General features: G+C 66.4%; 24 protein-coding genes. 9 read left to right on the plus strand and 15 right to left on the minus strand.

The window, feature by feature from the left end; translation table 11 throughout:
- Positions 1–74: 74 nt before the first annotated feature.
- From AC5Y42_RS16870 to AC5Y42_RS16895, 6 genes are read right to left on the minus strand one after another with little or no spacing between them, the layout of a single operon-like run.
- Entirely contained in the window at positions 75–824 is a 750-nt protein-coding gene (locus AC5Y42_RS16870) for a hypothetical protein (protein WP_499899735.1), read from the minus strand.
- The gene (locus tag AC5Y42_RS16875) at positions 824–1,387 is read right to left on the minus strand and encodes a hypothetical protein (protein WP_499899736.1); all 564 of its coding nucleotides are present in this window, start codon (positions 1,385–1,387) and stop codon (positions 824–826) included. Before AC5Y42_RS16875 ends, AC5Y42_RS16870 begins: the two co-directional genes overlap by 1 nt.
- A gap of 10 nt (positions 1,388–1,397) precedes the next feature.
- Positions 1,398–2,039 (minus strand): hypothetical protein, encoded by a 642-nt coding sequence (locus AC5Y42_RS16880; RefSeq protein WP_499899737.1) that lies wholly within the window; start codon positions 2,037–2,039, stop codon positions 1,398–1,400.
- 39 nt (positions 2,040–2,078) lie between these two features.
- The gene (locus tag AC5Y42_RS16885; protein WP_499899738.1) at positions 2,079–2,198 is read right to left on the minus strand and encodes a putative alpha/beta hydrolase; all 120 of its coding nucleotides are present in this window, start codon (positions 2,196–2,198) and stop codon (positions 2,079–2,081) included.
- Positions 2,146–2,514 (minus strand): putative alpha/beta hydrolase, encoded by a 369-nt coding sequence (locus AC5Y42_RS16890; protein WP_499899739.1) that lies wholly within the window; start codon positions 2,512–2,514, stop codon positions 2,146–2,148. The genes AC5Y42_RS16885 and AC5Y42_RS16890 overlap by 53 nt, the downstream gene beginning before the upstream one ends.
- Positions 2,514–2,933 (minus strand): DUF2563 family protein, encoded by a 420-nt coding sequence (locus AC5Y42_RS16895; RefSeq protein WP_499899740.1) that lies wholly within the window; start codon positions 2,931–2,933, stop codon positions 2,514–2,516. Before AC5Y42_RS16895 ends, AC5Y42_RS16890 begins: the two co-directional genes overlap by 1 nt.
- 115 nt (positions 2,934–3,048) lie before the next feature.
- Here AC5Y42_RS16895 and lon point away from each other — a divergent pair, with 115 nt between their 5' ends.
- Complete coding sequence (gene lon, locus AC5Y42_RS16900) at positions 3,049–5,367, plus strand: endopeptidase La (protein ID WP_499899741.1); 2,319 nt, start codon at positions 3,049–3,051, stop codon at positions 5,365–5,367.
- An 11-nt stretch (positions 5,368–5,378) separates the two neighbouring features.
- Positions 5,379–5,759, plus strand: a complete 381-nt coding sequence (locus AC5Y42_RS16905) for a nitroreductase family deazaflavin-dependent oxidoreductase (RefSeq protein ID WP_499899742.1) — start codon at positions 5,379–5,381, stop codon at positions 5,757–5,759.
- A gap of 6 nt (positions 5,760–5,765) precedes the next feature.
- Here AC5Y42_RS16905 and AC5Y42_RS16910 read toward each other — a convergent pair whose 3' ends face one another.
- Complete coding sequence (locus AC5Y42_RS16910) at positions 5,766–6,638, minus strand: CHAP domain-containing protein (protein ID WP_499899743.1); 873 nt, start codon at positions 6,636–6,638, stop codon at positions 5,766–5,768.
- 104 nt (positions 6,639–6,742) lie between these two features.
- On the opposite strand from AC5Y42_RS16910, the gene AC5Y42_RS16915 reads away from it, so the two are divergent.
- Genes AC5Y42_RS16915 through AC5Y42_RS16925 form a run of 3 tightly spaced genes read left to right on the plus strand, consistent with a single transcriptional unit; the run spans position 6,743 to position 9,366 of the window.
- The gene (locus tag AC5Y42_RS16915) at positions 6,743–7,378 is read left to right on the plus strand and encodes an HhH-GDP family DNA glycosylase (protein ID WP_499899744.1); all 636 of its coding nucleotides are present in this window, start codon (positions 6,743–6,745) and stop codon (positions 7,376–7,378) included.
- 6 nt (positions 7,379–7,384) lie between these two features.
- Positions 7,385–8,110 (plus strand): DUF72 domain-containing protein, encoded by a 726-nt coding sequence (locus tag AC5Y42_RS16920; RefSeq protein ID WP_499899745.1) that lies wholly within the window; start codon positions 7,385–7,387, stop codon positions 8,108–8,110.
- Positions 8,111–8,133: 23 nt separating this feature from the next.
- Complete coding sequence (locus tag AC5Y42_RS16925; protein ID WP_499899746.1) at positions 8,134–9,366, plus strand: NAD(P)/FAD-dependent oxidoreductase; 1,233 nt, start codon at positions 8,134–8,136, stop codon at positions 9,364–9,366.
- A 6-nt stretch (positions 9,367–9,372) separates the two neighbouring features.
- Here the strand turns inward: AC5Y42_RS16925 and AC5Y42_RS16930 are convergent, their stop codons facing one another.
- From AC5Y42_RS16930 to AC5Y42_RS16940, 3 genes are all read right to left on the minus strand, one after another.
- On the minus strand, positions 9,373–11,463 hold the full coding sequence (locus AC5Y42_RS16930; protein WP_499899747.1) for an NAD-dependent epimerase/dehydratase family protein: 2,091 nt from the start codon (positions 11,461–11,463) through the stop codon (positions 9,373–9,375).
- Between the two features lie 92 nt (positions 11,464–11,555).
- Positions 11,556–13,031, minus strand: a complete 1,476-nt coding sequence (locus AC5Y42_RS16935) for an acetyl-CoA acetyltransferase (protein ID WP_499899748.1) — start codon at positions 13,029–13,031, stop codon at positions 11,556–11,558.
- A gap of 30 nt (positions 13,032–13,061) precedes the next feature.
- Positions 13,062–15,428, minus strand: a complete 2,367-nt coding sequence (locus AC5Y42_RS16940; protein WP_499899749.1) for a CaiB/BaiF CoA transferase family protein — start codon at positions 15,426–15,428, stop codon at positions 13,062–13,064.
- Between the two features lie 90 nt (positions 15,429–15,518).
- Between AC5Y42_RS16940 and AC5Y42_RS16945 the strand changes: the two genes are divergently transcribed.
- Genes AC5Y42_RS16945 through AC5Y42_RS16960 form a run of 4 tightly spaced genes read left to right on the plus strand, consistent with a single transcriptional unit; the run spans position 15,519 to position 20,644 of the window.
- Positions 15,519–16,208 carry an Abi-alpha family protein gene (locus AC5Y42_RS16945; RefSeq protein WP_499899750.1) on the plus strand — a complete coding sequence of 230 codons (690 nt, stop codon included), beginning with the start codon at positions 15,519–15,521 and terminating at the stop codon, positions 16,206–16,208.
- On the plus strand, positions 16,205–17,470 hold the full coding sequence (locus tag AC5Y42_RS16950) for a DUF445 domain-containing protein (RefSeq protein WP_499899751.1): 1,266 nt from the start codon (positions 16,205–16,207) through the stop codon (positions 17,468–17,470). The genes AC5Y42_RS16945 and AC5Y42_RS16950 overlap by 4 nt, the downstream gene beginning before the upstream one ends.
- 27 nt (positions 17,471–17,497) lie before the next feature.
- The gene (locus tag AC5Y42_RS16955) at positions 17,498–19,873 is read left to right on the plus strand and encodes a phosphoketolase family protein (RefSeq protein ID WP_499899752.1); all 2,376 of its coding nucleotides are present in this window, start codon (positions 17,498–17,500) and stop codon (positions 19,871–19,873) included.
- Between the two features lie 9 nt (positions 19,874–19,882).
- Positions 19,883–20,644, plus strand: a complete 762-nt coding sequence (locus AC5Y42_RS16960) for a CPBP family intramembrane glutamic endopeptidase (RefSeq protein WP_499899753.1) — start codon at positions 19,883–19,885, stop codon at positions 20,642–20,644.
- Positions 20,645–20,650: 6 nt separating this feature from the next.
- Here the strand turns inward: AC5Y42_RS16960 and AC5Y42_RS16965 are convergent, their stop codons facing one another.
- From AC5Y42_RS16965 to AC5Y42_RS16985, 5 genes are all read right to left on the minus strand, one after another.
- Positions 20,651–21,652, minus strand: coding sequence for a zinc-binding alcohol dehydrogenase family protein (locus tag AC5Y42_RS16965; RefSeq protein WP_499899783.1), 1,002 nt, complete (start codon positions 21,650–21,652; stop codon positions 20,651–20,653).
- A gap of 46 nt (positions 21,653–21,698) precedes the next feature.
- Positions 21,699–21,977, minus strand: coding sequence for a GlsB/YeaQ/YmgE family stress response membrane protein (locus tag AC5Y42_RS16970; RefSeq protein ID WP_499899754.1), 279 nt, complete (start codon positions 21,975–21,977; stop codon positions 21,699–21,701).
- 157 nt (positions 21,978–22,134) lie between these two features.
- The gene (locus AC5Y42_RS16975; RefSeq protein WP_499899755.1) at positions 22,135–23,202 is read right to left on the minus strand and encodes an alanine and proline-rich secreted protein Apa; all 1,068 of its coding nucleotides are present in this window, start codon (positions 23,200–23,202) and stop codon (positions 22,135–22,137) included.
- Between the two features lie 72 nt (positions 23,203–23,274).
- A complete protein-coding gene (locus AC5Y42_RS16980) occupies positions 23,275–24,384 on the minus strand; it encodes a sulfate/molybdate ABC transporter ATP-binding protein (protein ID WP_499899756.1) in 1,110 nt (369 codons plus the stop codon).
- 6 nt (positions 24,385–24,390) lie between these two features.
- Entirely contained in the window at positions 24,391–25,185 is a 795-nt protein-coding gene (locus tag AC5Y42_RS16985; protein WP_499899757.1) for an ABC transporter permease, read from the minus strand.
- Positions 25,186–25,193: the final 8 nt, after the last annotated feature.

Consider the following 25,193-nt stretch of genomic DNA (forward strand, 5'->3'; position numbering starts at 1 on the left):
GAGTCAGCCAGGGAAGGCCGGGTTTCGCTGCGACTACTGGGGCGAGCGCACTAGACGCGAACCATTAGAGACGGTCACACGCCAGCCGTTTCGCGGCCTCGAAGAATCAGTTCGATCCGATCTAATAACTCGTTCGGGTCGTCGTGGGCGCCATCTTTCCAAGCCACGAAGGCATTGAGAAGATTGACGGGCTGCACGCTCACCTGTACGGCTCCTGGCCCCGGCGGCGGCCCAAGCAGGATCGTCTTAGTCGAGCCTGTGCCCGAATCCGCGGAGCGATAGGTGACGGCGACTTGTAGCGACTGGAACGCCCCAATCGGAGCGGTCTTGGGCGCGATCGAATCAACACACTCACGCCGGATTTCGGTCATATCGGACCCCCGTCCGTCCAGCTGCATAGCCAATGCCGACGACGTGATACGGAGAAGGCATCGGCGCCGCATGCGCATGACGAAGAACACACACAGTGGCGTTATGCCCAAGGGAAGAATGCCGACGAACCGAAGCCACACAGGATTGCCGGGAGCGTATCCCGCCGCCAAAAATCCAACTCCCAGCAGCGGGAACAGCAGACTTGTAGAGTATGCGTTTCCCTCGTACCAGGGAACGTAGCGGCACACTACCTCATCAGCCGTCCGGGTGACCCCGGCCCGAAAAATCCGGCCATGCCCGAGGATGATTATGCCGGCGACCGCAGCAATGGCCAGGCATAGGTACCACGGCGACCCGATCAGCAAGTTAATGCCCGCGAGCAGGCACAGGGCACCGCCGAAGGTATAGCGCACTATCCGGCCGCGACGGCTTTTCGTCCCGTTACCTGCCATCAGCGGCCGTCTCTCATTTCGGTTACCGGGCCAGCACGACCATCACCGATGGGGGCAGCACCTTTACCCGCACCCGTCTGGACGGACAACCAGACATGTTCCCGGTTCGCGGGGGAATCGTGCAGTGCGGTCACCGTCAATTGCGCGATTAGCGTCTCCTCTTCAGTAGAAATGATCCGGGACCTTGACACACTGTCGACGATGCCGAGTTCATGACTGATCTGCATGGCGAGCGCTCCCACAACGCCAGCACCCTCTGTCGCTGCCGCAAGTTCGCGGTGCAGTTCATGACACCGGGGAACCGACTCCAACTGCTGCTCGGCCAGCATCGCGAACACCTTATGAGAATCGAGGGGTGCCTCGATGCGATGCATGGTCAACACCGCGTTTGCGCAAAACTCCGTGATGCGGGGATCGGTGCGACAGGCCCACACCCGAAGGCCGGGAGCGGAATCAAAAGGTTCCCACCCTGGCGGTACCCCCACCTCCACGACAAATCCGGAAAATATATCGACGAGGAGCACAGTGATGCCATGCTCTTTCACGAACTCATCGAATCGCATGGTGCACGTCCTACCCACCGAACCCGAATACCTTTGCCACGCCATGCACCGCGCTGCCCACCGCGTTGCTAACCGGTTTCCACGCGACTTCCACGCCCTTCGACGCCACAAAGCTTGCGCCGGCCCCGATAACGGCGCCTGCCACCAGGCCAACCGCAGTCCCCGCGCCTGGAACGACCGAACCGACCAGTGCACCAGCCTCCGCGCCCGCCCAGAGTCCGGCTGCCACTCCTGCACCCTCGCGGGTAATAGCCTCGGCAACCGAGTTTCCGTCATGGATGTCGGACATGACGGCAGGTACCGCGCTGGCTGCAGCAACCACCCCACCCATGCGGGATAACCCCTTCAGCTCGAAGCCCCCAATCTTGGGATCCTCCAGCCACCTCAACAAACCGGGGTCAACCTTTCCGGGCCCAGTGCCACGGGACTCCGCGATCAACTTGAGCGCCGCTGAACGCACGCCGTCTGCGGTACCACCTGACACCCCGCCCGCTGCCGCGATCAGCACGTCACCCTTCGTCGGGGTTAGCCCGGGTGTCTCGCCGGCTTCATCCTCATAGGCCTTCACGATCGCCATCGTCGGCTGGGCCGACTTCATGGTGGCCACATAGCCATTACAAACATCCTGGATCTCACCGAGAGTGGTCCGCACCGCCTCGACCGCCGCGTTGTGAAGAGCTTGACTGTCTTATTAGGCGGCTTTGGCGGCGGTTATCGCATCGTCGATTTCGTGCAATTTGGCGTCCAGAGCGGCGATGTCAGCGTCGCTGGTGCGTTGGGCCGTGGCCAGTCCTGCAGCGACTGTCTCCAAATCCAGTGCGATCTTGGCGAGTTTGGGGTTTCTGCAGTTGCAATGCCGTGGTGGCGCGGGTGACTTCGGCCGACTCGTTGATCGGATGCTCAGTCCCGTTGTGCTTCCAGCCCTTCTCGAAACGCTGCTTGGCCGACTGGAGGTCGCCTTCGACCTCGGTGGCAGAACCCGCCGCAGCGTGGAACGCGTCCGCATGGTCATTGATCGCGCCAGGGTCGCCCGCCTGCAGTTCGTCGTTCATCTTCCACGGGTCACCGCCAGCCCCAGCGATCAAATCACCGATCGATAGGTTGACCAGACCCGAGGTTGGAGGCATCAGAGCGTGTCGAAACCGGCTTCGGCGGCTCGGAAGGTGTCGGCGGTCGAAGTATCCCGCGCGGTGAATTCATGTGCCGCGGAATGACTTTCGCCGCTAATTTCGATCAGCGCGCGGTGATGGCCGTGCAACTGCTCGATGTGGCCCTGGTGTGCCGTCGAGACCGCCTCATGAAATTCGTGGGCTTCGGCGAAATCGCCGAACATCCCCGCAGCCGGTTCCTTCCCGGCAAGCTTGCCCGCCGCAGCCAATGCTGTCTGGGCTGCATCGTTACACCGGTCCGCACCGGCATGTAGATGCGCCGTATCGACTTCCATACTCCGCTCGGCCACGGCCCCGTTCCTTTTCGCTGCAAACCTGGATAAAAAGCTTATCGGCTTCAGGTCTGTGAACTGCCAGGGAAATGGCAGCGTGCCCAACGGCTCGAGGGATGCACACACGTCCGACGACGACGAACCGCCACCGTTCTAAGCGTCGGGGAACAAACCCCGGACCACCGAGGTTGAGCGCATCAGGCTTAACTTTGGAGGATTGATGGCTGAAGCCAAAACAGTGCCGGTCTTATTCGTCAGTGATCCGATCGTGCTGCCCGGGATGGTGGTGCCCGTCGCGCTCGACGAGGCCGCCCGGACGGCCGTCGACGCGGCCCGGGCCAGCGAATCGGGCAAGCTGCTGATCGCGCCGCGGCTCGACGACCGCTACCCCTCCTACGGGGTGTTGGCGTCGATCCTGCAGGTCGGGCGCATCGCCGGCGGTGGCACCGCCGCTGTGGTGCGCGGCGAGCAACGGGCCCACATCGGTGCCGGAGCCAACGGACCGGGTGCGGCGCTGTGGGTCGAGGTGACCGAGGTCGCCGAGCCCGAACCCGATGACGAGACGCGCGCCCTGGCCGCCGACTACAAAAAGCTGCTGCTGGGGATGCTGCAGCGCCGCGAGGCGTGGGAAATCGTGGACATGGTCAACCGGTTGACCGACGCGTCGGCGCTGGCGGACATGGCTGGTTATGCGTCGTATCTGACCGACGTGCAGAAGCGTCAGCTGCTGGAGACCGAAGATGTCGCCGAGCGGCTGCGAGTGCTGATCGATTGGACCGGCGATCACCTCGCGGAGGTCGAGGTCAACGACAAGATCGCCGAGGATGTGCGTTCCGGCATGGAAAAGCAGCAGAAGGAATTTTTGCTGCGCCAGCAGTTGGCCGCGATCCGCAAGGAGCTCGGCGAAGGCGAACCTGAGGGTTCCGATGACTATCGGGCTCGCGTCGAGGCCGCCGAGCTGCCCGACAAGGTGCGCGAAGCCGCGCTGCGTGAGGTCGGCAAGCTGGAACGCGCCAGCGAGCAAAGCCCCGAGGGCGGCTGGATCCGCACCTGGCTGGACACCGTGCTCGAGCTGCCGTGGAAAACCACGACCGAAGATTCCACCGACCTGAAGGCCGCCCGCCAGATCCTGGACGACGACCACCACGGCCTGGACGACGTCAAGGACCGCATCGTCGAATATCTGGCGGTGCGGGCCCGTCGCGCCCAACGTGGGCTGCACGTTGTCGGCGGTCGCGGCTCCGGTGCGGTGATGGTGCTGGCCGGCCCGCCCGGCGTCGGCAAAACCTCGCTGGGCGAGAGCGTCGCCCGCGCCCTGGGCCGCAAGTTCGTTCGGGTCGCGCTGGGTGGGGTGCGCGACGAGGCTGAGATCCGCGGCCACCGGCGTACCTATGTCGGCGCGCTGCCCGGCCGCATCGTGCGCGCCATCGGCGAGGCCGGCTCGATGAACCCCGTCGTGCTGCTCGACGAGATCGACAAGGTCGGCTCTGACTACCGGGGCGACCCGTCGGCGGCATTGCTGGAGGTGCTTGACCCCGCGCAGAACCACACCTTCCGCGACCACTACCTGGATTTGGACCTGGACCTGTCCGACGTGGTGTTCCTGGCGACGGCCAACGTCATCGAGAACATCCCGTCGGCGCTGCTGGACCGCATGGAATTGGTGCAGATCGACGGCTATACCGAGGACGACAAGGTGGCCATCGCCCGCGACTTCCTGCTGCCCCGCCAGCGTGACCGCGCCGGGCTGACCACCGACGAGGTCAACGTGACCGAGGCCGCGCTGCGCAAGATCGCCGCCGACTACACCCGGGAGCCCGGTGTGCGGCAATTCGAACGGCTGCTGGCCAAGGCGTTGCGCAAGGTCACCACCAAGCTCAGCGACGAAACGGAGCCGATGATCATCGACGAGCCGGATCTGGTTGGCTACCTGGGCCGACCGCGGTTCACCCCGGAGTCGGCCGAACGCACCGCGGTGCCGGGCGTGGCAACCGGATTGGCGGTCACCGGGCTGGGCGGTGATGTGCTCTACATCGAGGCCGGCGCCAACGAGGGTGAGCCGGGCTTACAGCTGACTGGTCAGCTCGGTGACGTGATGAAGGAGTCGGCGCAGATCGCGCTGTCCTATGTGCGCTCGCACGCCACGCAGTTGGACGTCGACCCTGCGGCATTGGACCGGCGCATCCACGTGCACGTGCCCGCCGGGGCGGTGCCCAAGGACGGTCCGTCGGCCGGCGTGACGATGGTGACCGCGCTGGTCTCGATGGCCACCGGGCGGCAGGTGCGCGCCGACGTCGGGATGACCGGCGAGGTGACGCTGAACGGCCGGGTGCTGCCGATCGGCGGCGTCAAGCAGAAGCTGCTCGCCGCCCAGCGCGCGGGTCTGTCGACGGTGTTCATCCCGCAGCGCAACGAGCCGGATCTCGACGATGTGCCCGCCGAGGTGCTCGACGCCCTGGATGTCAGGCCGATGACCGATGTCGCCGAGATCGTCGCGCTGGCGTTGGAACCCGCCGACAGGGTGACCGTCGCGGCGTAACGTTCGCGAGCGTGAGCAACCTCAAGCGGCGCATCGTCCACACTGCCCAGCGCTTGCTGGTCAACCCAGTTGGCCGACAACTGCCGGTGACGATGCTGGAAACCATCGGCCGAAAGTCCGGTCAGCCACGCCGCACCGCGGTTGGTGGCCGGGTGATCGACAACCAGTTCTGGATGGTCTCCGAACACGGCGACCATTCCCACTACGTGCACAACATCAAGGCCAATCCCGCGGTGCGGGTGCGCGTTCACGGCCGCTGGCGCAGCGGCACCGCCCACCTGCTGCCCGACGACGACGCAAAAGAGCGCCTGCGCAGCCTGCCCGGGCTCAACAGCGCCGTGGTCCGGCTGATGGGGAGCGACCTGCTGACCATCCGGGTGGACCTGGACTGACGTCGCCTACGGCGCGAGGATGTACGACATCCCGGGCACGTGCTTGGCATCACGGGTCCACCAGTGGAATAGACCGCCGTGTTGCGCATTGTTCATCTCGGTGAGGTTGATGTAGAGGCCGTCGGGCCGTCGCGAAGTCGAATTGACCCAGGCCACGTGGCCAGTTACGGGATCGGCACCTTCCACGCCCGGCTGAAACACCACGATCGACCGCGGCTGAGGATCATCGACGACTGTCCACCCTGCGGCACTCGCAGAGTTCGCCCAGTCTTTGGCGTCGCCATGGACGTCGGGATATTCGCCAGTGGCCTCGTGCCATTTCTGCATTGCCCCGTCGGTGCATTGACCCGGCGCAGCGGTGTTGGAAGCCTGCGTTTTGCCCATCGCGCGGCCATCAGTCGATGAAACCTGAGCAGGTGGCGGGGGCTGATCGCTGCATGCTCCGGTGACCGTGTTCTGGGCGCCCGTCTGGATATCGACATCGGCGACGAAATGATTGTCGGATACCCGGTACCAAAGATTGTCCCAGCCGCCATTTGGGATGTTGGAACTGAAGTACCCTTTCACGGCCTCCCCGCGCTGAAAGCACTCGAGTGTCAACGTGTCGTGCTTGTGGTACCAACCATCCTGTTGCGAATTGCGGCTTGGCTCAGACATGCGCTGGGTTTTTGCCATGACAACGGCGGTCGGATCCGCGTGCGCGGGCGCTGCGAACACCAGCGGCTGCAGCGCACTGCCGCTCAGCAGCGCCGCGATCGCCAATCTGGTCAAGCGGCTGCGATGGGTAATCATCCCCGGTCCCCCATTACCCGCGGTCATGCTGAAGAACTGATGGCGCAAATTAGCACAATTGGCGGACATTGGTGGGAGTAATTGCACAATGGCAGTTCAGGCCGGTCCAAATGCCGGCCGAATTCGCGCCTGTCGGCGCCCAAGAAATGAACGACGGTTGCCGACCAAGAGGCGCGGGTAATCGGTGCGCTATGGACGAGTCCAAGGAACGGGTGAAGCGACTGCTGAAGGTTGCCGGCACCACGTACGCCGCCGAGGCGGGAGTTCGCATCAGCGACAAGCCCATGCCGCTGTTTCAACTACTGGTGCTGTGCATGCTGGCCAGCAAGCCGATCGACGCGTCGATCGCCATGCAGGCCGGGCGCGAACTTTTCAGAGCGGGCTTGCGCACCCCTAAAGCCGTGCTCGGCTCCGATCGCCGGACCATGATCGAGGCATTCGGTCGCGCCCACTACGTGCGCTATGACGAAAGCTCGGCCACTCGGCTCACCGACATGGCGCGGCGGGCGAACGACGACTACTCGGGCGATCTGCGCGGAATCGCTTCGCGAAGCGGACACGATGTCGGCGTGGCCGCACGAATGCTCAGGCAGTTCAAGGGTATCGGCGACACCGGAGCCGACATCTTCTTGCGGGAGGTGCAAGACGTGTGGACGTGGGTGCGGCCCTATTTCGACAAACGGGTCACTGCTGAAGCAAAACGGTTAGGACTGCCCACCGACCCGAAGAAACTCGGTTCCCTGGCGCCGCGCACCAACGCGCGCCTGGCCGCCGCGCTCATGCGCTCATCGCTGGACCGCGACGTGCATGCGCAGGCGGCTGGTTGAGCCGGCGTGACCGCGCGAATCGGCACGTCCGGATGGTCCTACGATCACTGGACCGACGTGCTGTACCGGCCCGGCCTGCCGCCCGCACGTCGGTTGGCCCGCTACATCGAGGAATTCGACACCGTCGAACTCAACGCCAGCTTCTATCGGTGGCCCAAGGATTCAACGTTCGAGGGGTGGCGCGCGCAGTTGCCGGACGGCTTCACGATGTCGGTGAAGGCGCATCGCGGCTTGACGCACTACCGCAGACTGGGCACGCCGCAGCCCTGGATTGAGCGCTTCGAACAGTGCTGGCACACGCTGGGCGACCGCCACGGCGTGCTGCTGGTTCAACTGCATCCCGAACAGCGCCGCGACGACGACCGGTTGGACAGTTTCCTCGCCGCCATGCCGGATTGGCTACGGGTGGCCGTCGAATTGCGGCATCCGTCCTGGAACGATCCGGTGGTGTATGCGCTGCTGGAACGCCGCCACGCCGCCTACGTGGTGATGAGCGGGGCCGGCCTGCCGTGTATCCTCCGCGCCACCACGGATTTGGTGTACATCCGGATGCACGGCCCGGATCCGGAGGCGATGTACGCCGGCTCCTACCCGCCCGACGAACTGGAGCAGTGGGCGGAGCGGATCGCCGAATGGGACGGCGAAGGCCGCGACGTCTGGATGTACTTCAACAACGACCCACACGGCCACGCGGTACGCAATGCGCGTTTCCTGAAGGGACTTTTGAGCTGAACCCAGCACAGTAGGCTGGACTTATGGGCAGCTCAAATACATTTGTCATCGTCGGCGGTGGACTCGCCGGCGCCAAAGCGGCAGAAGCATTGCGCGACAAGAACTTCGATGGGCACATCGTGCTCGTCGCCGAGGAGGAGCACCTCCCCTACGAGCGTCCGCCGCTGTCCAAGGAGTTTTTGGCCGGCAAGAAGACGCTGACCGATTTCACTGTGCACGACTCGGCCTGGTACAGCGACCACGACGTCGACCTGCGACTGGGAGTCCGAGCCGCCGCGGTGGACCCGGCCGGTCATCTTGTCGCTCTGCCCGACGGCACCACCGTCGACTACGACAAGCTACTGCTGGCCACCGGATCCCGGTCCCGGCATCTGCCGATACCGGGATCCGATGCCGCCGGCGTTCATTATCTGCGGACCTTTGAGGACGCGTCGGCGCTCAATTCGGTGCTTTCTGAAGGCTCCTCGCTGGCAGTAGTGGGCGCCGGGTGGATCGGCCTGGAAGTGGCGGCCAGCGCCCGTCAGCGCGGGGCCGACGTCACCGTCGTCGAGACCGCCAAACTGCCGCTGATGGCCGCGCTGGGCGAAGAGGTCGGCACGGTGTTCGCCAACCTGCACCGCGAGCATGGTGTCGACCTGCGCCTGCAGTCCCAGGTCCAAGAGATCACCACCGAAGGCGGGAAGGCCACCGGCCTCAAGCTGCAGGACGGGTCCACGGTCACCGCGGACGCAGTGCTGGTGGCAGTCGGTGCCCAACCCAATATCGAACTCGCCGAGCAAGCCGGACTGTCGATGGGCGACGGCGGGGTGCTGGTCGACGCGTCCCTGCGCAGCAGCGATGCCGACATCTACGCCGTCGGCGATATCGCCGCCGCTGACCATCCGCTCTACAGCACCCGCATCCGCACCGAACACTGGGCCAATGCGCTCAAGCAGCCCGCAGTGGCGGCGGCCGGCATGCTCGGCGAACCCACGCAGTACGCGGAGTTGCCGTATTTCTTCACCGACCAGTACGACCTGGGCATGGAGTACGCCGGTCACGCCCCCAGATACGACCGCGTGGTGTTCCGCGGCGACGTCGACGGCCGCGAGTTCGTCGCGTTCTGGCTCGATGCCGAAAAACGCGTACTGGCCGGAATGAACGTCAACATCTGGGATGTGCTCGACGACGTCAAGGAACTGATCCGGTCCCAAAGCCCGGTGGATCCCGAGCGGCTGGCCGACCCGCAGGTGTCGTTGGGCGAACTGCTGACCTGACCCGCGTTATCCGCCAACCGACTTGAGCGGGTGCCAACTGTGGTCGATGACGTCCGGCATACACACACCCTGCAACCGTTCTCGTTCGGCGCGGCGACGTTTGATCCGCAGCCCGGCGTCGCTGGGCCAGCTCAGCAGTTCCTCGCAGGTCAGGTAATACACGTCGTCGACGACGTCGACGAGCTCCGCGGCAACGCGCCGAGCGCCGAACTCGCGCAAGGCCATTCGCAATTCATGGGTGAACCGCATGGTGGTGTCGTGTGCCAGTTCGCGAGACATCCGGGCGTTGGCCGCGACCCGCTCGAAAACGGTCTCCGGTGGCGATGCGGGGGCGGTCGACGTCGCCGACGCGGCGGCCACCAGCAACGCTGCCGGATCGTCGCCGAACACGCAGTGGGCCAGTTCGGCCTCACCGACGCCGCGGTGGCCGATCCGGGCCACCGTCGCGTCGAGTTCCGCGGCGACATCCGGGCACACGGCGCGGATGCCACACAGATCACCGTCGGCGGCTAGCGCACCGGCCCGCGGATCACGCCGCAGCAAGCCCGCCAGCGCAGTGATCTCAGCCGCGACGTGGCCACTGTCCAGCAGCGTGCCGATGCCCGAGATCGGCGCACATGCGCCGGTGCGCTCCAGTGTTGCTGCGGTGACCCCGGTGTCGATCACCCAGAGCGCGGTCAGGCACCACCCCTGGTGCACCCGGTCGCGTAACAGCCGTATCCGCACCTGCAGACCGGCCTCCGACAGCGAGCCCAACTGCGGCGCGTCAAGGTGCTCAGCTGTCGCGGCAGCGCGGTAAGACTGCGTGTCGGTTTTCAGATGGCGCAGCATAGCCAGTGCCCGCGTCACCACAACAGCTTTTGCCGCCTTGGCGCCCAGCGGCGGACGGCCCAGCGGCAGCAGCTCGCCGACCGGCGAGTTGCCCACTGCGTGCTCGACGACGGCTTGCTCGTCCCAGCCGGGCAGCCGGCTGGCGGCGATCACGCCGGCCGACACCCCGATATAGGGACGATGGCCGAACACCGCGACGGCCCGCGTTTCCCATTCGTCGGCCGCCGCGCCCCCCAACGCCATCGCTTGGCTCATCATTCGGCTGGCGCCACGTAAGGCACCCAGCTGAACGTCGAGGGTCATCGGAGTCAACGGGCCTGGCAGCGCCGCGGCAAAGGTACCCGTGCCGAAGACCGGGAATCGCGGATCGATCCGGTCGTCGAACTCGCCCTCCAATCCGTCCGGGGCCGCACATCGCAGCCCCGGACCCCCCAGCGGTCCAAAGCGCGGCATGGTCTCCCGCGGCAACGGCAGACGCCCCGGCAGGTCGATCGCGCCACCGGTGCCGAGCTTGCGACCGGCGACCCCACGCGCGGTGTCGGCCACCGCGCCCGTCACGGACCAACCGAACTCGAAGTGCCAATCCTCTTGCAGCGCAGAGGTGTCCATCGACGGCGTCAGCTCTGCCCACGTGGCGAGTCGGTAAGGTCGCGACCGCTGGCCCGCGGAGCGCAGCAGCTGCCGCGCGGTGGCCGCATCGGTGGTGTCCGGCGTCGCCAGATCCACCGCACCGGTGGTGTCGGTTGCGACGGCAAGGTTCAGGAAGCGGACCAAATCCTCGAGATGCACCAGGCGCACCGACGGCTGTGTCGACGTGGCGTGCAGCAGGGTGGCCACCGTGCGGCATACCGCCCAGTCGAGCTGACGGCCCACCGGCGGTGCGGTCCGGATGATCAGGCTGGGCGCCCACCCGGTGGCGACCAGCGCCTCGGCTTGCCCATACAACCCGGGCGCTCCGGCCGCCTGAGACACGAAAACCAGCCGTGCGCCGGCGCATGCCGCAGCGTGGGCGACGTGCACCACCCCGTTGATGCCGGCGTTGCCGGGAGCCGGCTCGATAGGCGCCAGATGTACCACCACGTGCGATTCGTCGGCCAGTTGCTGTAGAACCTGCCCGCCGAGCGGCCCGCAAACGAAGTCGACCTCGGGATCCAGACAGGCATGCGGATACCGGGCGATGCCGCTGACCGTGTGACCGGCGGCCACCAGTTGGCGGGCCAGCGCACGTCCCACGACTCCGGTAACGCCGGTTACCAGGATCCGCATGCGGTGCTCACCTCCCCCGGTGCCTTCCCCGACAATAGGCGCGCCGAGGCAGTCCTCAAGAGGCTTTTGACCCGAACGTAAGAATTGGGCCGTCAGTGCAGGGTCGCGGTACCGTCCGGGCGGATCGCGACCTTGGCCCCGGCGATGTCCTCTCGTGCGGTGATCGCAGCCGACGGGGCATCGGGGATTATGGCCAAGGTGCGCGACTCGTCAGGTGTCCGCACGGCCAGGAACGCCTTCTCGGGCTCGCCGTCCCGGTTGAACGGCGTTGTCCAGGACTCGACGGTGCCGACGCCCTCCCATTCGACCACCGCCGGCCGGGTCGGCTCCCGGTCGACGGCCGATTGCACGTCCTCCCAACGGAATTGCGATGTCGGTGGCTCGGTGCCGTACACACCGAAACTGTGTTTGGTCAGGTACCCGCCGTTGGCGCTGATCAGCCCACACCGACCCGGATGGGCGGTCAGCAGTTCGGCCATTGTCGCGATCGAGTGGGTCACGTAGTTGCTCCACGGTCCGCCCGCGAAGGTCAGCCCGCCGGTGACGGTGAGCGGTCGACCGGGGTCGTCGACCGGCAACCCCAGTTCGGTGGCGGCGATCTGAACCGCCGACGGAAAGCACGAGTACAGGTCGACATGGTCGACATCATCGATACCCAGGCCGGCCAGCTCCAGCACGCGCGCACCGGCGATGCGGATGGCCGGTGAGCGATGCAGTTCGGCACGCTCGCTGATCGCATAGGTGTCGTGTGCGTCGGTGCCGGCATACGGGTAAACCCAGCGCTCAACCGGGACCTGCAGACGCGTCGCGGTCTGTACCGATGTCAGCACCAGTGCGGCGCCCTGGTCGACCATGTTGTTGGAGTTCATCAACTTGGTGTAGGGCCAGCTGACCATCCGGTTAGTCGGTCCAGAACGCCAGATCTCTTCCGCTTCAATAGGTTTGCGAATCCACGCGTGCGGGTTGTTCACCGCGACGGCGTTGAACCGCGCCCACAGTTCGCCGAGGCGCTTGCGGTGGTCGTCGATCGACTCGCCGGTGCTGATTCGCAGCGCCTGCTCGAACATCGGATAGACATGGGCCGGCCTTGCGAGCTCGATGCGTTCCTCGGCCGGCCCGGCCATCGGGACGTTGTCGTCGCCGCCCGGCGCTATCGGAACCGATTCGTCCTGTTCGGTCCAGGTGAGCTTGTTGCCGTGCTTCTTTAACTGCATGCGGGTCCGCCAGGTTTCCGCGCCGGCCACCAGTACCACGTCCGCGCGGCCGCGCTGGATGTCCAGACACGCCTGGTTCACCAGCGTCTGCGGCACGTTGCCGCCCACACCGCTGTACCGGGTGGCCGAATTGTCGATACCCAACCGCTGGCCGAGCAGCAGGCCGGGGTCGCGGTAACGCGCCGAGAGCAGGTTCACCACCCGGATGGAGTCGACCGCCGCGAGCACCTGCGGGTCGGCGGCCTCGCGGGCGGCCGCCGTCATCAGGTCGACCGGCTCGATGCCGGGCGTGTCTTCGCGGTGGTTGACCTGGCCGTAGCCGATCAGCACCGGTGTCCGTGGGTCGACGGGCATGCAGGGAAACCTTTCGCGATCGACGGTGGTTTAGACGTTGTCAGTGAACAGCACGCCGTCGCTGATCAGTTGCTCGACTTCCTCACTGCCCATTCCGAGGATCTTGCGGCAGATCTCGCGGGTGTGCTGGCCAGGCAGCGGCGCGGGTCGCTGCGGCGCCGGCGGGATATGGCGAAACGGCGCCGGGCCGGTTTCGGCCGGCAGCGGGTGGTCGAACAGCGGATGGTTCATGTCGCTGAACAACTTTCGGTGCACCAGTTGCGGGTCTTCGAGGATGTCGGGCGGGCGGTTCATCTGGCCGGCGGGGACTCCGGCCGATTGCAGCGCCTCGGCGACCTGCACCGGTGAGCGGGTGCACGTCCACGCCGATACTATTCCCGCCAACTCGTCGGCAAGGGGCATTTCCGCTTCGGTGTACCCGAAAACTGTTGTGGCAGAGCGCCAATCCTCATCGTCGCGGATCGAGATCGCGCACCATTCGTCGTCGCCGGCGCATGGGTAGACGCCGTGCACGCTGGCGTCGTCGCGCAACTCTGCGCGCCCCGCATCCCGTGCGGCCTCGGCCACGTAGAGGGTGTCGAGTTGGTTGACGACGGCCTCGGCCTGGGAGACGTGGACTCGGACGCCGGCGGAGGTCCGGGCACGGTGGATCAGTGCGGCCAGCGCCCCGATGGCGGTGATCCGCCCGACCACATGGTCGGGGAAGACTGTCGTCGCGTCGTAAAACGGGTGCCGCGAGCTGTCGGCGGCGGCCTCCTCGGAGGTCCACAGTTTGGTGACCCCGGTGGTGGCGCGGACCAGCGGGCCATACCCCATCCGGGCGCTCCAGGGACCGGTGTCGCCGAATGCGCTGCTCTCGGCGAGCACCATCCGCGGGTTGAGGGCATGCAAGGCCTCGTATGGAAAGCCCAGCGCGGCAAGCGTTCCCGGTTTGAAGTTGGCGAGAACCGCGTCGGCGTCGGCGACCAGGCGGCTGAAGATGAGTTTGCCTTCCGCGTTGCGCAGATCGACGCCGAACGCGAGATTGTTGCGATGCGTCCAGGCGAATGACTCGCTCATCGCGTCGCCGGCGCGGGCTTGCCGCAATCCGTCGGGATAGGCGGCACTTTCGACCTTGATGACCTCGGCGCCCAGGTCGGCGAACAGCCGGCTGCATTCGCCACCGGCGACGATGATGCCCAGGTCGACGATCCGCAGCCCGTCGAACGGGCGTTGCCAGACGCCATTAGCGGCCGGCGCCCTCGCTGGATCGGCAAGCCAGGAAGCCTGGTGGTGTCCCGCGGCCGGCGCCGGTGTGCGAAACCCGGTGTGCTGCCCGTCGATGGAGAAATAGCCGACCGGGATAGTGGCATGCACACCGGCTGTTAACTCGGCGTCGGCAACGGCGCCCGCTGCCGCGAAATGTCCCGAGGCCAGGATCTGCGACGGGGACAGCACCGCGGCGATCGGCACCCCGTTGGCTTGTCCGGCCGACACCAGCTCGGTCATGGTCTGCCCGGCAAACAAGTCTTCGATCAGGACGCTGATCTGCGGCCAGGCTGCGAATCGCGCGGCGATCACATCGTAGCGCGGATCCTGGAATTGCTCGGGCTCGCCCAACCAGCGGCGCAGGCCGCGCCACTGCCGGGGCGACATCACGCAGATCCGGACATGACCGTCGCGGCAGCGGTAGATCGGGTAGGCGTCCTGGTTCTTCGGACGCCCGCGCCACCGGTTGGGCTTGCGGACGCCGGCGGCGGCCTGCCCGTGTGCGCCGAAAGCGGGATCCAGTGCCATGACCACAGCATCGAACCGGGAGAAGTCAATGTAATCGCCAGTGCCACAACGTAACCGATGGTAGTAGGCGACAAGCGCTGACCAGGCGGCTTGGACTGCGGCGGTGGCCGAGGCAATGCCGTCCGGTGGCAACACCGGCGTTCCGGTGGTGGGGCCGGAGCGCGCCAGCGAACCGGACAACGCGTACAGCACCGGATCGGTGGCGCGCCAGGACGACCGCGGTCCCGTCGTTCCGAAATCGGTGATCGACACTGCGACCAGGTGCGGATACCGATCGGCGAGCTCGGCGCACGACGTTCCGTATGCGGCGGCGCGCCCCGGTACCCCGCTGTCCACGACGATGTCAGCGCTGCCGGCGAGCTCGGCGAACCGAACCCGATCCTGCTCGTCGGCCGGGTCGAGCACCGTGCTGCGCTTATTGGCGTTGTGCAGCGCAAACTGCAGGCTGGCCCCGCCCAGCGCGGGCAACCGGCGCCGCGCGGGGCTGCCACCGGGCGGTTCCACCTTGAGCACGTCGGCGCCAAGATCGGCGAACAGCCGGCCGACCGCGTCGCCGTCATCGGCGGACAGGTCAAGCACCCGCACCGACGCCAGCAACTCACCGCCGTCGACACCGACCATGGCGTTGAGCGTAGTTGGCGGGGGCGCGGCGGTCGGATACCCAGATCAAATCGGCAATAACGACGGCAGCGGTTAATTACGGTTTAGCGCATGTCTTCCCTTTTCGGCCCTGCCGGGTTAGTGGACTTGGCAGAGCAGACGGTGCGCACGTCCATCAAGGTCGCAAGCTGGGGCGAAAGGCGCCTCTTCGGGCTCATTCGGTCGGGGATGCGCGCGCCGGCTGCGGCCCCAACGGCACCGCCCCTCTCCAACGGCGAGATCGAGAAGCGTTCCGATGCCGACTCCGAAACTCTCGACGTCAAGATGCACGGCCTGCTCGACCGCGCAATCGAGCAGAACACGGCGTCGAGCCGCCACGAGCTGTTCCACAAGATCCTCGACCAGATCGTGCCGGACGAGGCACGCATTATCAGCGCACTCTCCGACGGCTCCACGTCCCCGTTGCTCAACGTCCACGCCCGCACCCGTGCCGGACTGGCGAGTGACGTGGTGCTGGAAAACATGTCGCTGATCGGCAAGAGCGCTAACCTCGCACTGCCGCAGTTGACCCCGATGTACGTCAGTCACCTTCTGTCGCTCGGGCTCGTCGAGTCCGGTCCCGAGGACTCCGCTTTGAAAGACGAGTACGAGATCCTCGCCGCCGACACCGCCGTGCTCGAAGCCGTCAAGCGCGCGACCCGCGGACCGATCCCGGCGCGCGTCGAAAAGTACATCCTGCGATTGTCGGGGCTCGGGCTGGAACTCTGGGCTGCGGCGAGCATGCCGCAGGAGCGGGAGTGACGACGTCGGCCATAGCCTCGATTCAATCCTGGGGCGAGATCACCGCCGACATCAAGCTGAACTGGTTCATTTACCTGTCGATGCCACTGGTCGCGGCCTTCGTCGGCTACACCACAAAGCTTGTCGCGCTGCAGATGCTCTACCGCCCAATCGAATTCGTGGGCATCGGGCCGATCGGATGGCAGGGCGTAGTTCCGCGCCGCGCAGGCAAAACGGCGGCGCTGACCATCCAGATGCTCACTGACAAACTGCTACGACCGGAGGAGATCCTCGACAAGATCGACGCCAGGCAAGCCGTGGACGATCTCCGCGAGCCGCTTACTCGGACCATCGACGCGATGGCTCGCGAACTCGCCGAGCAGGTGCGCCCCGGCCTGTGGGACTCGATCCCGGCCGCCGGCCGCAAGGCCGTGCTGTCGCGGATGCAGGCCGCCGCCCCGGAAGTTGTCGACAACCTGCTTACGGAAATGAAGACCGACTTGCCGCGGTTCGTCGATCTGCAATACCTTGCCGTCACCATCCTGGTGAAAAACAAGACCCAGCTCAACGAGCTGATGCAGGGCATGGGTGGGGCGGCAATGAAGTTCATCCGCCGCAGCGGCATCTACTTCGGCTTTGCGATCGGGCTCGTGCAGATGGTCGCCTGGGGTCTGCTCCACAATCCCTGGATCATGCCCGGGTTCGGATTCGTGACCGGGTTCGCCAGCGACTGGCTGGCTCTGAACCTCATCTTCATACCCCGCGAGCCGAAGAAGCTGCTCGGTTTCATCCCGGCGCACGGCGTGCTGCACGCGGAACGGGACAACGTGACCCGCGACTACGCCCGCATTTTGGCGAACGACCTGTTCTCCCCCGATGTGCTCCTCGAAGCGATCCTGCACGGACCCACTGCCGAACGGCTGTTCGCGGCCATCGAAAAAGAAGTCTCGGCAGCAGTCGACGCCCAGGTCGGGATGGCACAACCACTCATCACGCTTGCGATCGGGACCCAGCGGTATCGCCAGGCCAAAGACGCCGTCATCCAGATGCTCCTCGAGCGCCTACCGGAGACGATGCAGGAGGCCAAGGACTACACCGCCAAGACGCTCGACATCGAGAATCTCATCGTCGACAAGATGAACAAGCTGTCGCCCGATCAGTACGAAGCCATCCTCCGCCCCGTCTTCAAAGACGACGAGATGCTCATGGTGATGGTCGGCGCCGTACTCGGCTTCCTGGTAGGCGAGCTGCAAGTGGTCCTCGTCGAGCAGTTCGCCCGCTAGCCGCTCGGGCAGGGAACAATCGGAGTGATGAGCTTGCAAACCGCAACCCCAGCAGCCTTATCCGACGACGAACGTGACCGCATCCACGCCTACTGGCGCGCCGCCAACTATTTATCGGTCGGCCAGATCTATCTGCTGGACAACCCGCTGCTGCGCGAGCCGCTGACACCCGAGCACGTCAAGCCGCGGCTGCTGGGGCACTGGGGCACCACCCCGGGACTCAACCTCGTCTATGCACACCTGAACCGGATCATCCGCAACCGCGACGCCAACGTCATCTTCGTTACCGGGCCAGGCCACGGCGGTCCCGGACTGGTCGCCAACGCGTATCTGGAAGGTACGTACAGCGAGGTGTACACCGGGATCGAAGAAGACACCGAGGGGCTGCGAAAACTGTTCCGCCAGTTCTCGTTTCCCGGCGGTATCCCCAGCCATGTCGCCGCGCAGACTCCGGGCTCCATCCACGAGGGCGGCGAGTTGGGCTACGCCCTGGTACACGCCTACGGTGCGGCGTTCGACAACCCCGACCTGGTGGTGGCCTGTGTGATCGGCGACGGCGAAGCCGAAACTGGGCCGCTGGCCGCCAGTTGGCACTCGAACAAGTTCCTCAACCCTGCCAGCGACGGCGCGGTGCTGCCGATCCTGCACCTCAACGGCTACAAGATCGCCAATCCGACTGTGCTGGCCCGTATTCCGCACACCGAACTTGAGTCGCTACTGCGCGGCTACGGGTATCGGCCGATCACCGTGGCCGGCGACGACCCGGCCAATGTGCACCAGCAGCTGGCCGCCGCGCTCGACGACGCATTCGATGACATTGCTGCCATTCAGCGCGCCGCCCGCAGCAGCGAGACGGTCGAACGGCCGGTGTGGCCGATGATCGTGCTACGCACCCCGAAGGGCTGGACCGGACCCAAGACGGTGGAAGGCAAACGCGTGGAGGGCACCTGGCGCTCGCACCAGGTTCCGCTGGCCGAGACCCACGACAACCCTTCGCACCGCACCCAATTGGAGGAGTGGCTGCGCAGCTACCGGCCCGAGGAACTGTTCGACGACGACGGCAGGTTGCGGCCCGAGCTGCGGGCGGAGGCGCCCGACGGTGACCGTCGGATGAGCGCCAACCCGCACGCCAACGGCGGCCTGCTGCTGCACGACTTGGACGTGCCGGACTTCCGCGACTATGCCGTGGAGGTCACACAGCCCGGCGCCGTCCTCCATGAGGCCACGCGAGTGCTGGGCACCTTCCTGCGTGACGTGATCGCCCGCAACGCCGACCGGTTCCGGTTGATGGGTCCCGACGAGACCGCCTCCAACCGGTTGTCTGCGGTCTACGAATCCACCGACAAGGTGTGGCTGTCGGAAACCACGCCCGACGACGAGAACCTGGCACCCGACGGCCGGGTGATGGAAGTGCTCTCCGAGCACCTGTGCCAGGGCTGGCTGGAGGGCTACCTGCTGACCGGCCGGCACGGGCTGTTCAACTGCTACGAGGCGTTCGTGCACATCGTCGACTCGATGTTCAACCAGCACGCCAAGTGGCTGGCCACCAGCCGTGAGCTGCCGTGGCGGCGGCCGATCGCGTCGCTGAACTACCTGCTGACCTCGCATGTGTGGCGCCAGGACCACAACGGCGCGTCGCACCAGGACCCAGGATTCATCGACCTGGTGGCGAACAAGCGCGCCGAAATCGTGCGGGTCTACCTGCCCCCGGACGGCAATACGCTGCTGTCGGTGGCCGATCACTGCCTGCGCAGCCGCGACTACGTCAACGTGATCGTCGCCGGCAAGCAACCGGCGCTGGCCTACCTCGACATGGAGCAGGCGATCTCGCACTGCACCCGCGGCCTGGGCATCTGGCAATGGGCGAGCACCGCCACGGCCGATCCCGATGTGATGCTGGCCTGCGCCGGCGACATCCCGACGCTGGAGACGCTGGCCGCCGCCGACATCTTGCGCCGAGAGCTGCCCGACCTGCAGGTGCGGGTGATCAACGTCGTCGACATCATGCGGCTGCAGCCCGAATCCGAGCATCCGCATGGCATGCACGACCGCGAGTTCGACGCGTTGTTCGGCACCGACACCCCGGTGATCTTCGCCTACCACGGTTATCCCTGGCTGATTCACCGGCTGACGTACCGGCGCGCCAACCACGACCACATGCACGTGCGCGGCTACAACGAGCGCGGCACCACCACGACGCCGTTCGACATGGTGATGCTCAACGACCTCGACCGCTTCCATCTGGTGATGGATGTCATCGACCGGGTCGACGGGCTGGGCAGCCGCGCCGCCGAACTGCGCCAACGGATGGCCGACGCCCGGCTGGCCGCCCGCCGCTATACGCGCGAGCACGGGGAGGATGACCCGCAGATCTCTGACTGGACCTGGGAGCCGAGTGGGTAACCTAGGGAAATGGCCGGTCAAGAGGCGGTGATTCAACCGCACCCGTTGGCGTCGCAGCTCTCGGCGCTGAACCGGTTCCGGGTCTACGTCGACGTCGCCGTCGTCGTCGTGGTGTTGGCGCTGACCAACCTGATCGCGCATTTCACCACTACGTGGGCGGGCATTGCCACCGTTCCCGCGGCCGCTGTCGGCCTGCTGATCCTGCTGCGCTGCAACGGCCTTGGTTGGGCCGAACTCGGCCTCGGCCGCGAGCACTGGAAATCCGGCATCGGGTATGCGCTGGCTGCGGTGCTGCTGGTGGTGTCGGTGGTTGCGGTCGGAGCGCTGCTGCCGGTGACTCGGCCGATGTTTTTGAACAACCACTACGCGACCATCTCGGGTGCGCTGGTGGCGTCGATGATCATCATTCCGCTGCAAACCGTCATCCCCGAGGAACTGGCGTTTCGCGGCGTGCTGCACGGCGCGCTGAACCGGGCCTGGGGCTTCCGCGGTGTCGCGGTGGCGGGCTCGCTGCTGTTCGGCCTCTGGCACATCGCGACATCGTTAGGTCTGACCAGCAGCAATGTCGGCTTCACCCGGTTGTTCGGCGGTGGCGTGGTCGGCATGCTGGCCGGTGTCACCCTGGCCGTGTTCGCCACCGGGATGGCCGGGTTCGTGTTCAGCTGGCTGCGGCGGCGCAGCGGCAGCCTGATCGCCCCTATCGCCTTGCACTGGTCGCTGAACGGGTTGGGGGCGCTGGCCGCCGCGTTGGTGTGGCAGCTGTCCACCTGAGGGCGATCACACCAGCAGCACGGCGGCGCCGGCGATGCGGCCCTCGGCGAGGTCAGTGAGGGCCCGATCGGCTTGCGCCAGGGGGTATTCAGGGGTCGTCACCTGAATGGGGTGCTGCCCGGCGAAGTCGAGGAAGGCTCGCGCGTCGGCGCGGGTGTTCGACGTCACCGACCGGATCTGACGTTCCTGGAACAGGTGCCGCTGGTAGTTCAGGCTGGGGATATCGCTCAGATGGATGCCGGCGATCGCCAGCGTGCCGCCACGATCCAGCGCTTCCAGCGCCGGCGGCACCAGCTCGCCGACCGGGGCGAACAGAATCGCGGCGTCCAACGGCACCGGCGGCGGTTCGGCGGCGCCTTGGGCTGAGGCGGCGCCGAGATCGAGGGCCAGTTTTCGGGCGCGTTCCCCGCGGGTCATCACGTGCAGCTCGGCCCCTTGCGCCAGTGCGACCTGGGCGGTGATGTGGGCGCTGCCGCCGAAGCCGTAGAGCCCCAGTCGGCCCCCGGGCGGCAGCTCGGCGCGCAGCAGGGAGCGGTAGCCGATGATGCCGGCACACAACAATGGAGCCAGTTCGCTGTCCCGGTAACCGCTTGGCAGGTGATGCGCGAACGCGGCAGGAACCGTTGCGAATTCCGCGTAGCCGCCGTCGGCATCCCAACCGGTGTAGCGCGACTGCGGGCACAGGTTCTCATCGCCGCGGCGACAGTACTGACACACACCGCAGGTGTGCCGCAGCCACGCGATCCCGACTCGGTCGCCGACGGCGAACTCGTTGCCGGCATCGGGGCCGACTTCGACGACTTCGCCCACCACTTCATGCCCCGGCGTCACCCGCTCGCGGTGCACGGGCAGTTCGCCCTCAGCGACATGCAGATCGGTGCGGCACACCCCGCATGCCTGCACCGCGACCAGCAGCTCGGACCGGCCTGGACGCGGTACCGCGCCGGTAACCCGTTCCAGCGGACCGGTGTTCATCGGGCCGGGTCGGCGCACCCGCCACGCGATCATCGTGGTCTCAGCGCGCGGGTTCCCCACGGCTGCAAGGGGTTAGCGGTTAGGTCCTCGAGGTCCGTGCTGCGATGAACTTGTAGATCAGCAGCAGGATTATCGCGCCGATCAGACCACCTAAGAACGAATGCTTGATCGGAGGATGGATATCGAACGTGTGAGGTTCGAAGACCATGCTGCCCAGAGTGCCGCCAACGTAACTTCCGGCGATACCGAGCAGTGCCGTCAGAATCCAGCCCATGGGCTGCTTGCCGGGCACAATGAGTCGTGCAATCGCGCCGACGATAAGACCGAGGATGATCAACCAGATGATGTGCAAGACCACGATCAGCTCCTTCTTGCGGCGACGAATGCGACAAGGACCCGCCGGACCAATCATGAACGATTAGCGATCGCTACACATATACCCGGTCAGCGTAACGATTTGGACGCCCTAACGGACACGGTCGTTTAACTCAGGAAACGAGCTGGTGAACTGCCGCTCAGGTCGAGACCGTGCCCCCCGCCGACGCGGCGGTGACGGGACCCGGTCCTGCGGCGGGCGCAGGAGCCGGTTGCGCCGGAGCAGGCGCAGGCGCTCCCGGAGCCGGTGCTGGCGCTCCCGGAGCCGGTGCTGGTGCTCCTGGTGCCGGTGCTGGTGCCGGTGCTCCTGGAGCGGGCGCGGGCGCCGGGGCGCCGGGGGCGGGCGCTGGAGCCGGAGCCGCCGGAGGTGCCCCCAGCGGACGGATCGATTCGGCCAGGATCTTCGCCGCGTTCTGGTCCACCGGGTTGTTGGCGGTCCCCAGCCACACCACAAACCACCGCTGGGCCTGGGTGCCCTGCGTTGCGTTCGGAGGCGCACCGACCACGCCGGTCCAGATCTGGCCGTTGGGCTTGGCGGCGTCGCTGAACTTGACCTCGTAGTAGGACGCGCTGCCGGCCACACCGTTGGCGTTCAGTGGGGTGCTTGCCTGATTGATCCGGGTGCCGGGATATGGCATGAAGAACTCGCCCATATCGGATGCCAGGCGTGTCGCGGCCTTGGTGTTGTCGGCTTCCGAACTGGCATAGAGCTTTTGGTCCAACCGGCCGAGAACGATGCGGGTGTCATTGGCCACTGCCGGCGGTTGGTCGGGCGCGGGTGGCGGAGCGGTCTCCTTACTGAGCAGCACCGACCCATAGTCGAGGTGGGTGGCGTCCGACTCCACCCAGCCGGCCGGAATGACGTAGCTGAATCCGCCGGGCGGATTGTCAATCCGCCCGGGCTGGGGCGCGTTCGGGTCGGCCACCGGCGGCGGCGCGTTCGGATCGGTTCCGGGCGGCGCCGCTACCGGATCGGCGGCCGGCGGCGCGGCGTTGGGACCGGCCGGGCCCGGTGCCGCATCCGCCGGCGGGTTGGCCCCGGCCGGTGGCGGCGCCGGCTGTCCGGGTCCCGGTGGTACCACTGGATCGGCGCTTGCTGTGATCGTCGGCAACGCGAGGGTAACGGCGCTGGCACCGGTCACCGCGGCGATCGCCAGCTTTGCCCAGAACCCCCTAGGCCGAGTCGGAGTTGAATCCACCTGCCTCATGGCGACGAACCTACCGTGTTACAGCCGTGACGCAAGTGTGGATTGCTGACATTGTGATTTGTTTGCCAGCCGTTATGAAGGCAGTCGGTTATGCGGGGCGGTGTACAGCGCCAATTCCTGGGCCTTGACGGTGAACCACACGCGCTGCCCGGGCGTCAATCGAAGCTCGGCGGCAGCGTCGACCGTGATGTCGGCGGCCAATCCTGGCGCGCCATCGGATTGCTCCTCGCCGCGCACCCGGACCACCGGACCGCGACTATTCAACTCGGCGACCGTCACTGCGACGGTGTTGCGCGGGCTACCGTGCGGCGGCTCGTTAAACACCGCCACCGCGGCCGGGTTAAACACCGCAACCGCGTGCTGCCCTGTCGCGAGATCGTCGACCGCGTTGCCGTGCCACTGCGATCCCGAGCGGTCCAGCACCGTTCCTTCGGCGCAGATGGTTCCGTTGACCAAGTTCACGCCGGCGATGCGGGCGCCGAAGTGGCTGCGTGGCGCGGCCAGCACCTCGGCCACCGGGCCGATTTCGGCAACATGGCCCGATTCGAGCACCAGTACCCGATCGGCCAGCGTGACCACATCGAGCAGGTCGTGGGTCACCAAGATGGTGGCACGCCGGTTTCGGGCGACCACCTTGCGCAGCAGCACGCGGATCCCGGCGGCGGCCGCGACGTCGAGCCCGGACAGCGGCTCGTCGAGAAGCAGCACATCGGGTTCGGCGGCCAGCGCCCGCGCGATCGCCACCCGCTGACCCTGACCGCCGGAAAGCTGGCTCGGCCGACGATCAGCCAGGTGCTCGGCATCCACCTCGCCCAGCCAGCGCAGCGCCTCCGCCCGTCCGCTGCGGCGGCCGGCCCACAACGTGCGATGACGGCTGCGCGGTCCGAAGGCCACATTGGCGGCGACACTCATGTGCGGGAACAGCAGCGGATCCTGAAGCAGCAATCCGACGCGGCGTTGGTAGGTCGCCACATGCACATCGGCGGCGGTGTCGGTAAGCACCCGGTCACCCAGGCGTACCGCACCCTGATCGGGCCGCACCAGGCCCGCGATCACGTGCAACGCAGTCGACTTGCCCGCTCCGTTGGGCCCCAACACCGCCAGCACCTCGCCCGGGGACACTGAGAACTGCACGTCCAATTGGCGGTCGGCAACAACGGCGCGAAGCTGCAGTTCGCTCATGCTCGACTACCCGGCGCCCACTCCGGACAGCCTGCGGGTGCCCACGCCGAGCACGACGACAGCCGCGACCGCCACCAACAGGATCGACAGCGCCACCGCCGCGTCGGCGTCGGCGACCCGTTGCAGATAGATCTCCAGCGGCAGCGTGCGGGTGATGCCCTGGCGCGAACCGGCGAACGTCAGCGTCGCCCCGAACTCCCCCAGCGAACGCGCAAACGCCAGTACAGCACCGGAAACCAAGCCGGGCACCAACAGCGGCAAGGTCACCCGCCACCACACCGTGCTCGGCCGGGCCCCTAACGTCGCTGCCACAATTTCGTAGTCGGCGCCCGCGGTGCGGGCCGCGCCCTCCAGCGCGATGACCAGAAACGGCAAAGACACGAAGGTCTGTGCCAAAACCACTGCGGCGGTGGTGAATGCGATGTTGAGACCCGCGGCGTCCAGATACCGTCCGATCAGTCCGAGCCGGCCGAACGCGTACAGCAGCGCGATGCCACCGACCACCGGCGGCAGCACCAGCGGCAGCAGGATGACCGGTCGCAGCCATCGCACCAGTCGCATGCGGCTGCGCGCGAGCACCAACGCCATCGGCACGCCGAGCACTACGCACAAGGCGGTGCTGGCGGCCGCGGTCTTCACGCTCAGCAGCAGCGCAGTGCGCGACGACGTGCTGGTGATCAGCGACCAGAAATGCGGCCAATCGACTTTGACCGCAACTGCCACCAGCGGCGTCAGCACGAAAATCGTGCCAACCGCAGCGGGCACGTAAACCCAGCGCGGCAGCCCGGATGGTGTTTTCAATGCTGCTC

It is taken from the genome of Mycobacterium sp. NGS48, from assembly GCF_059812585.1.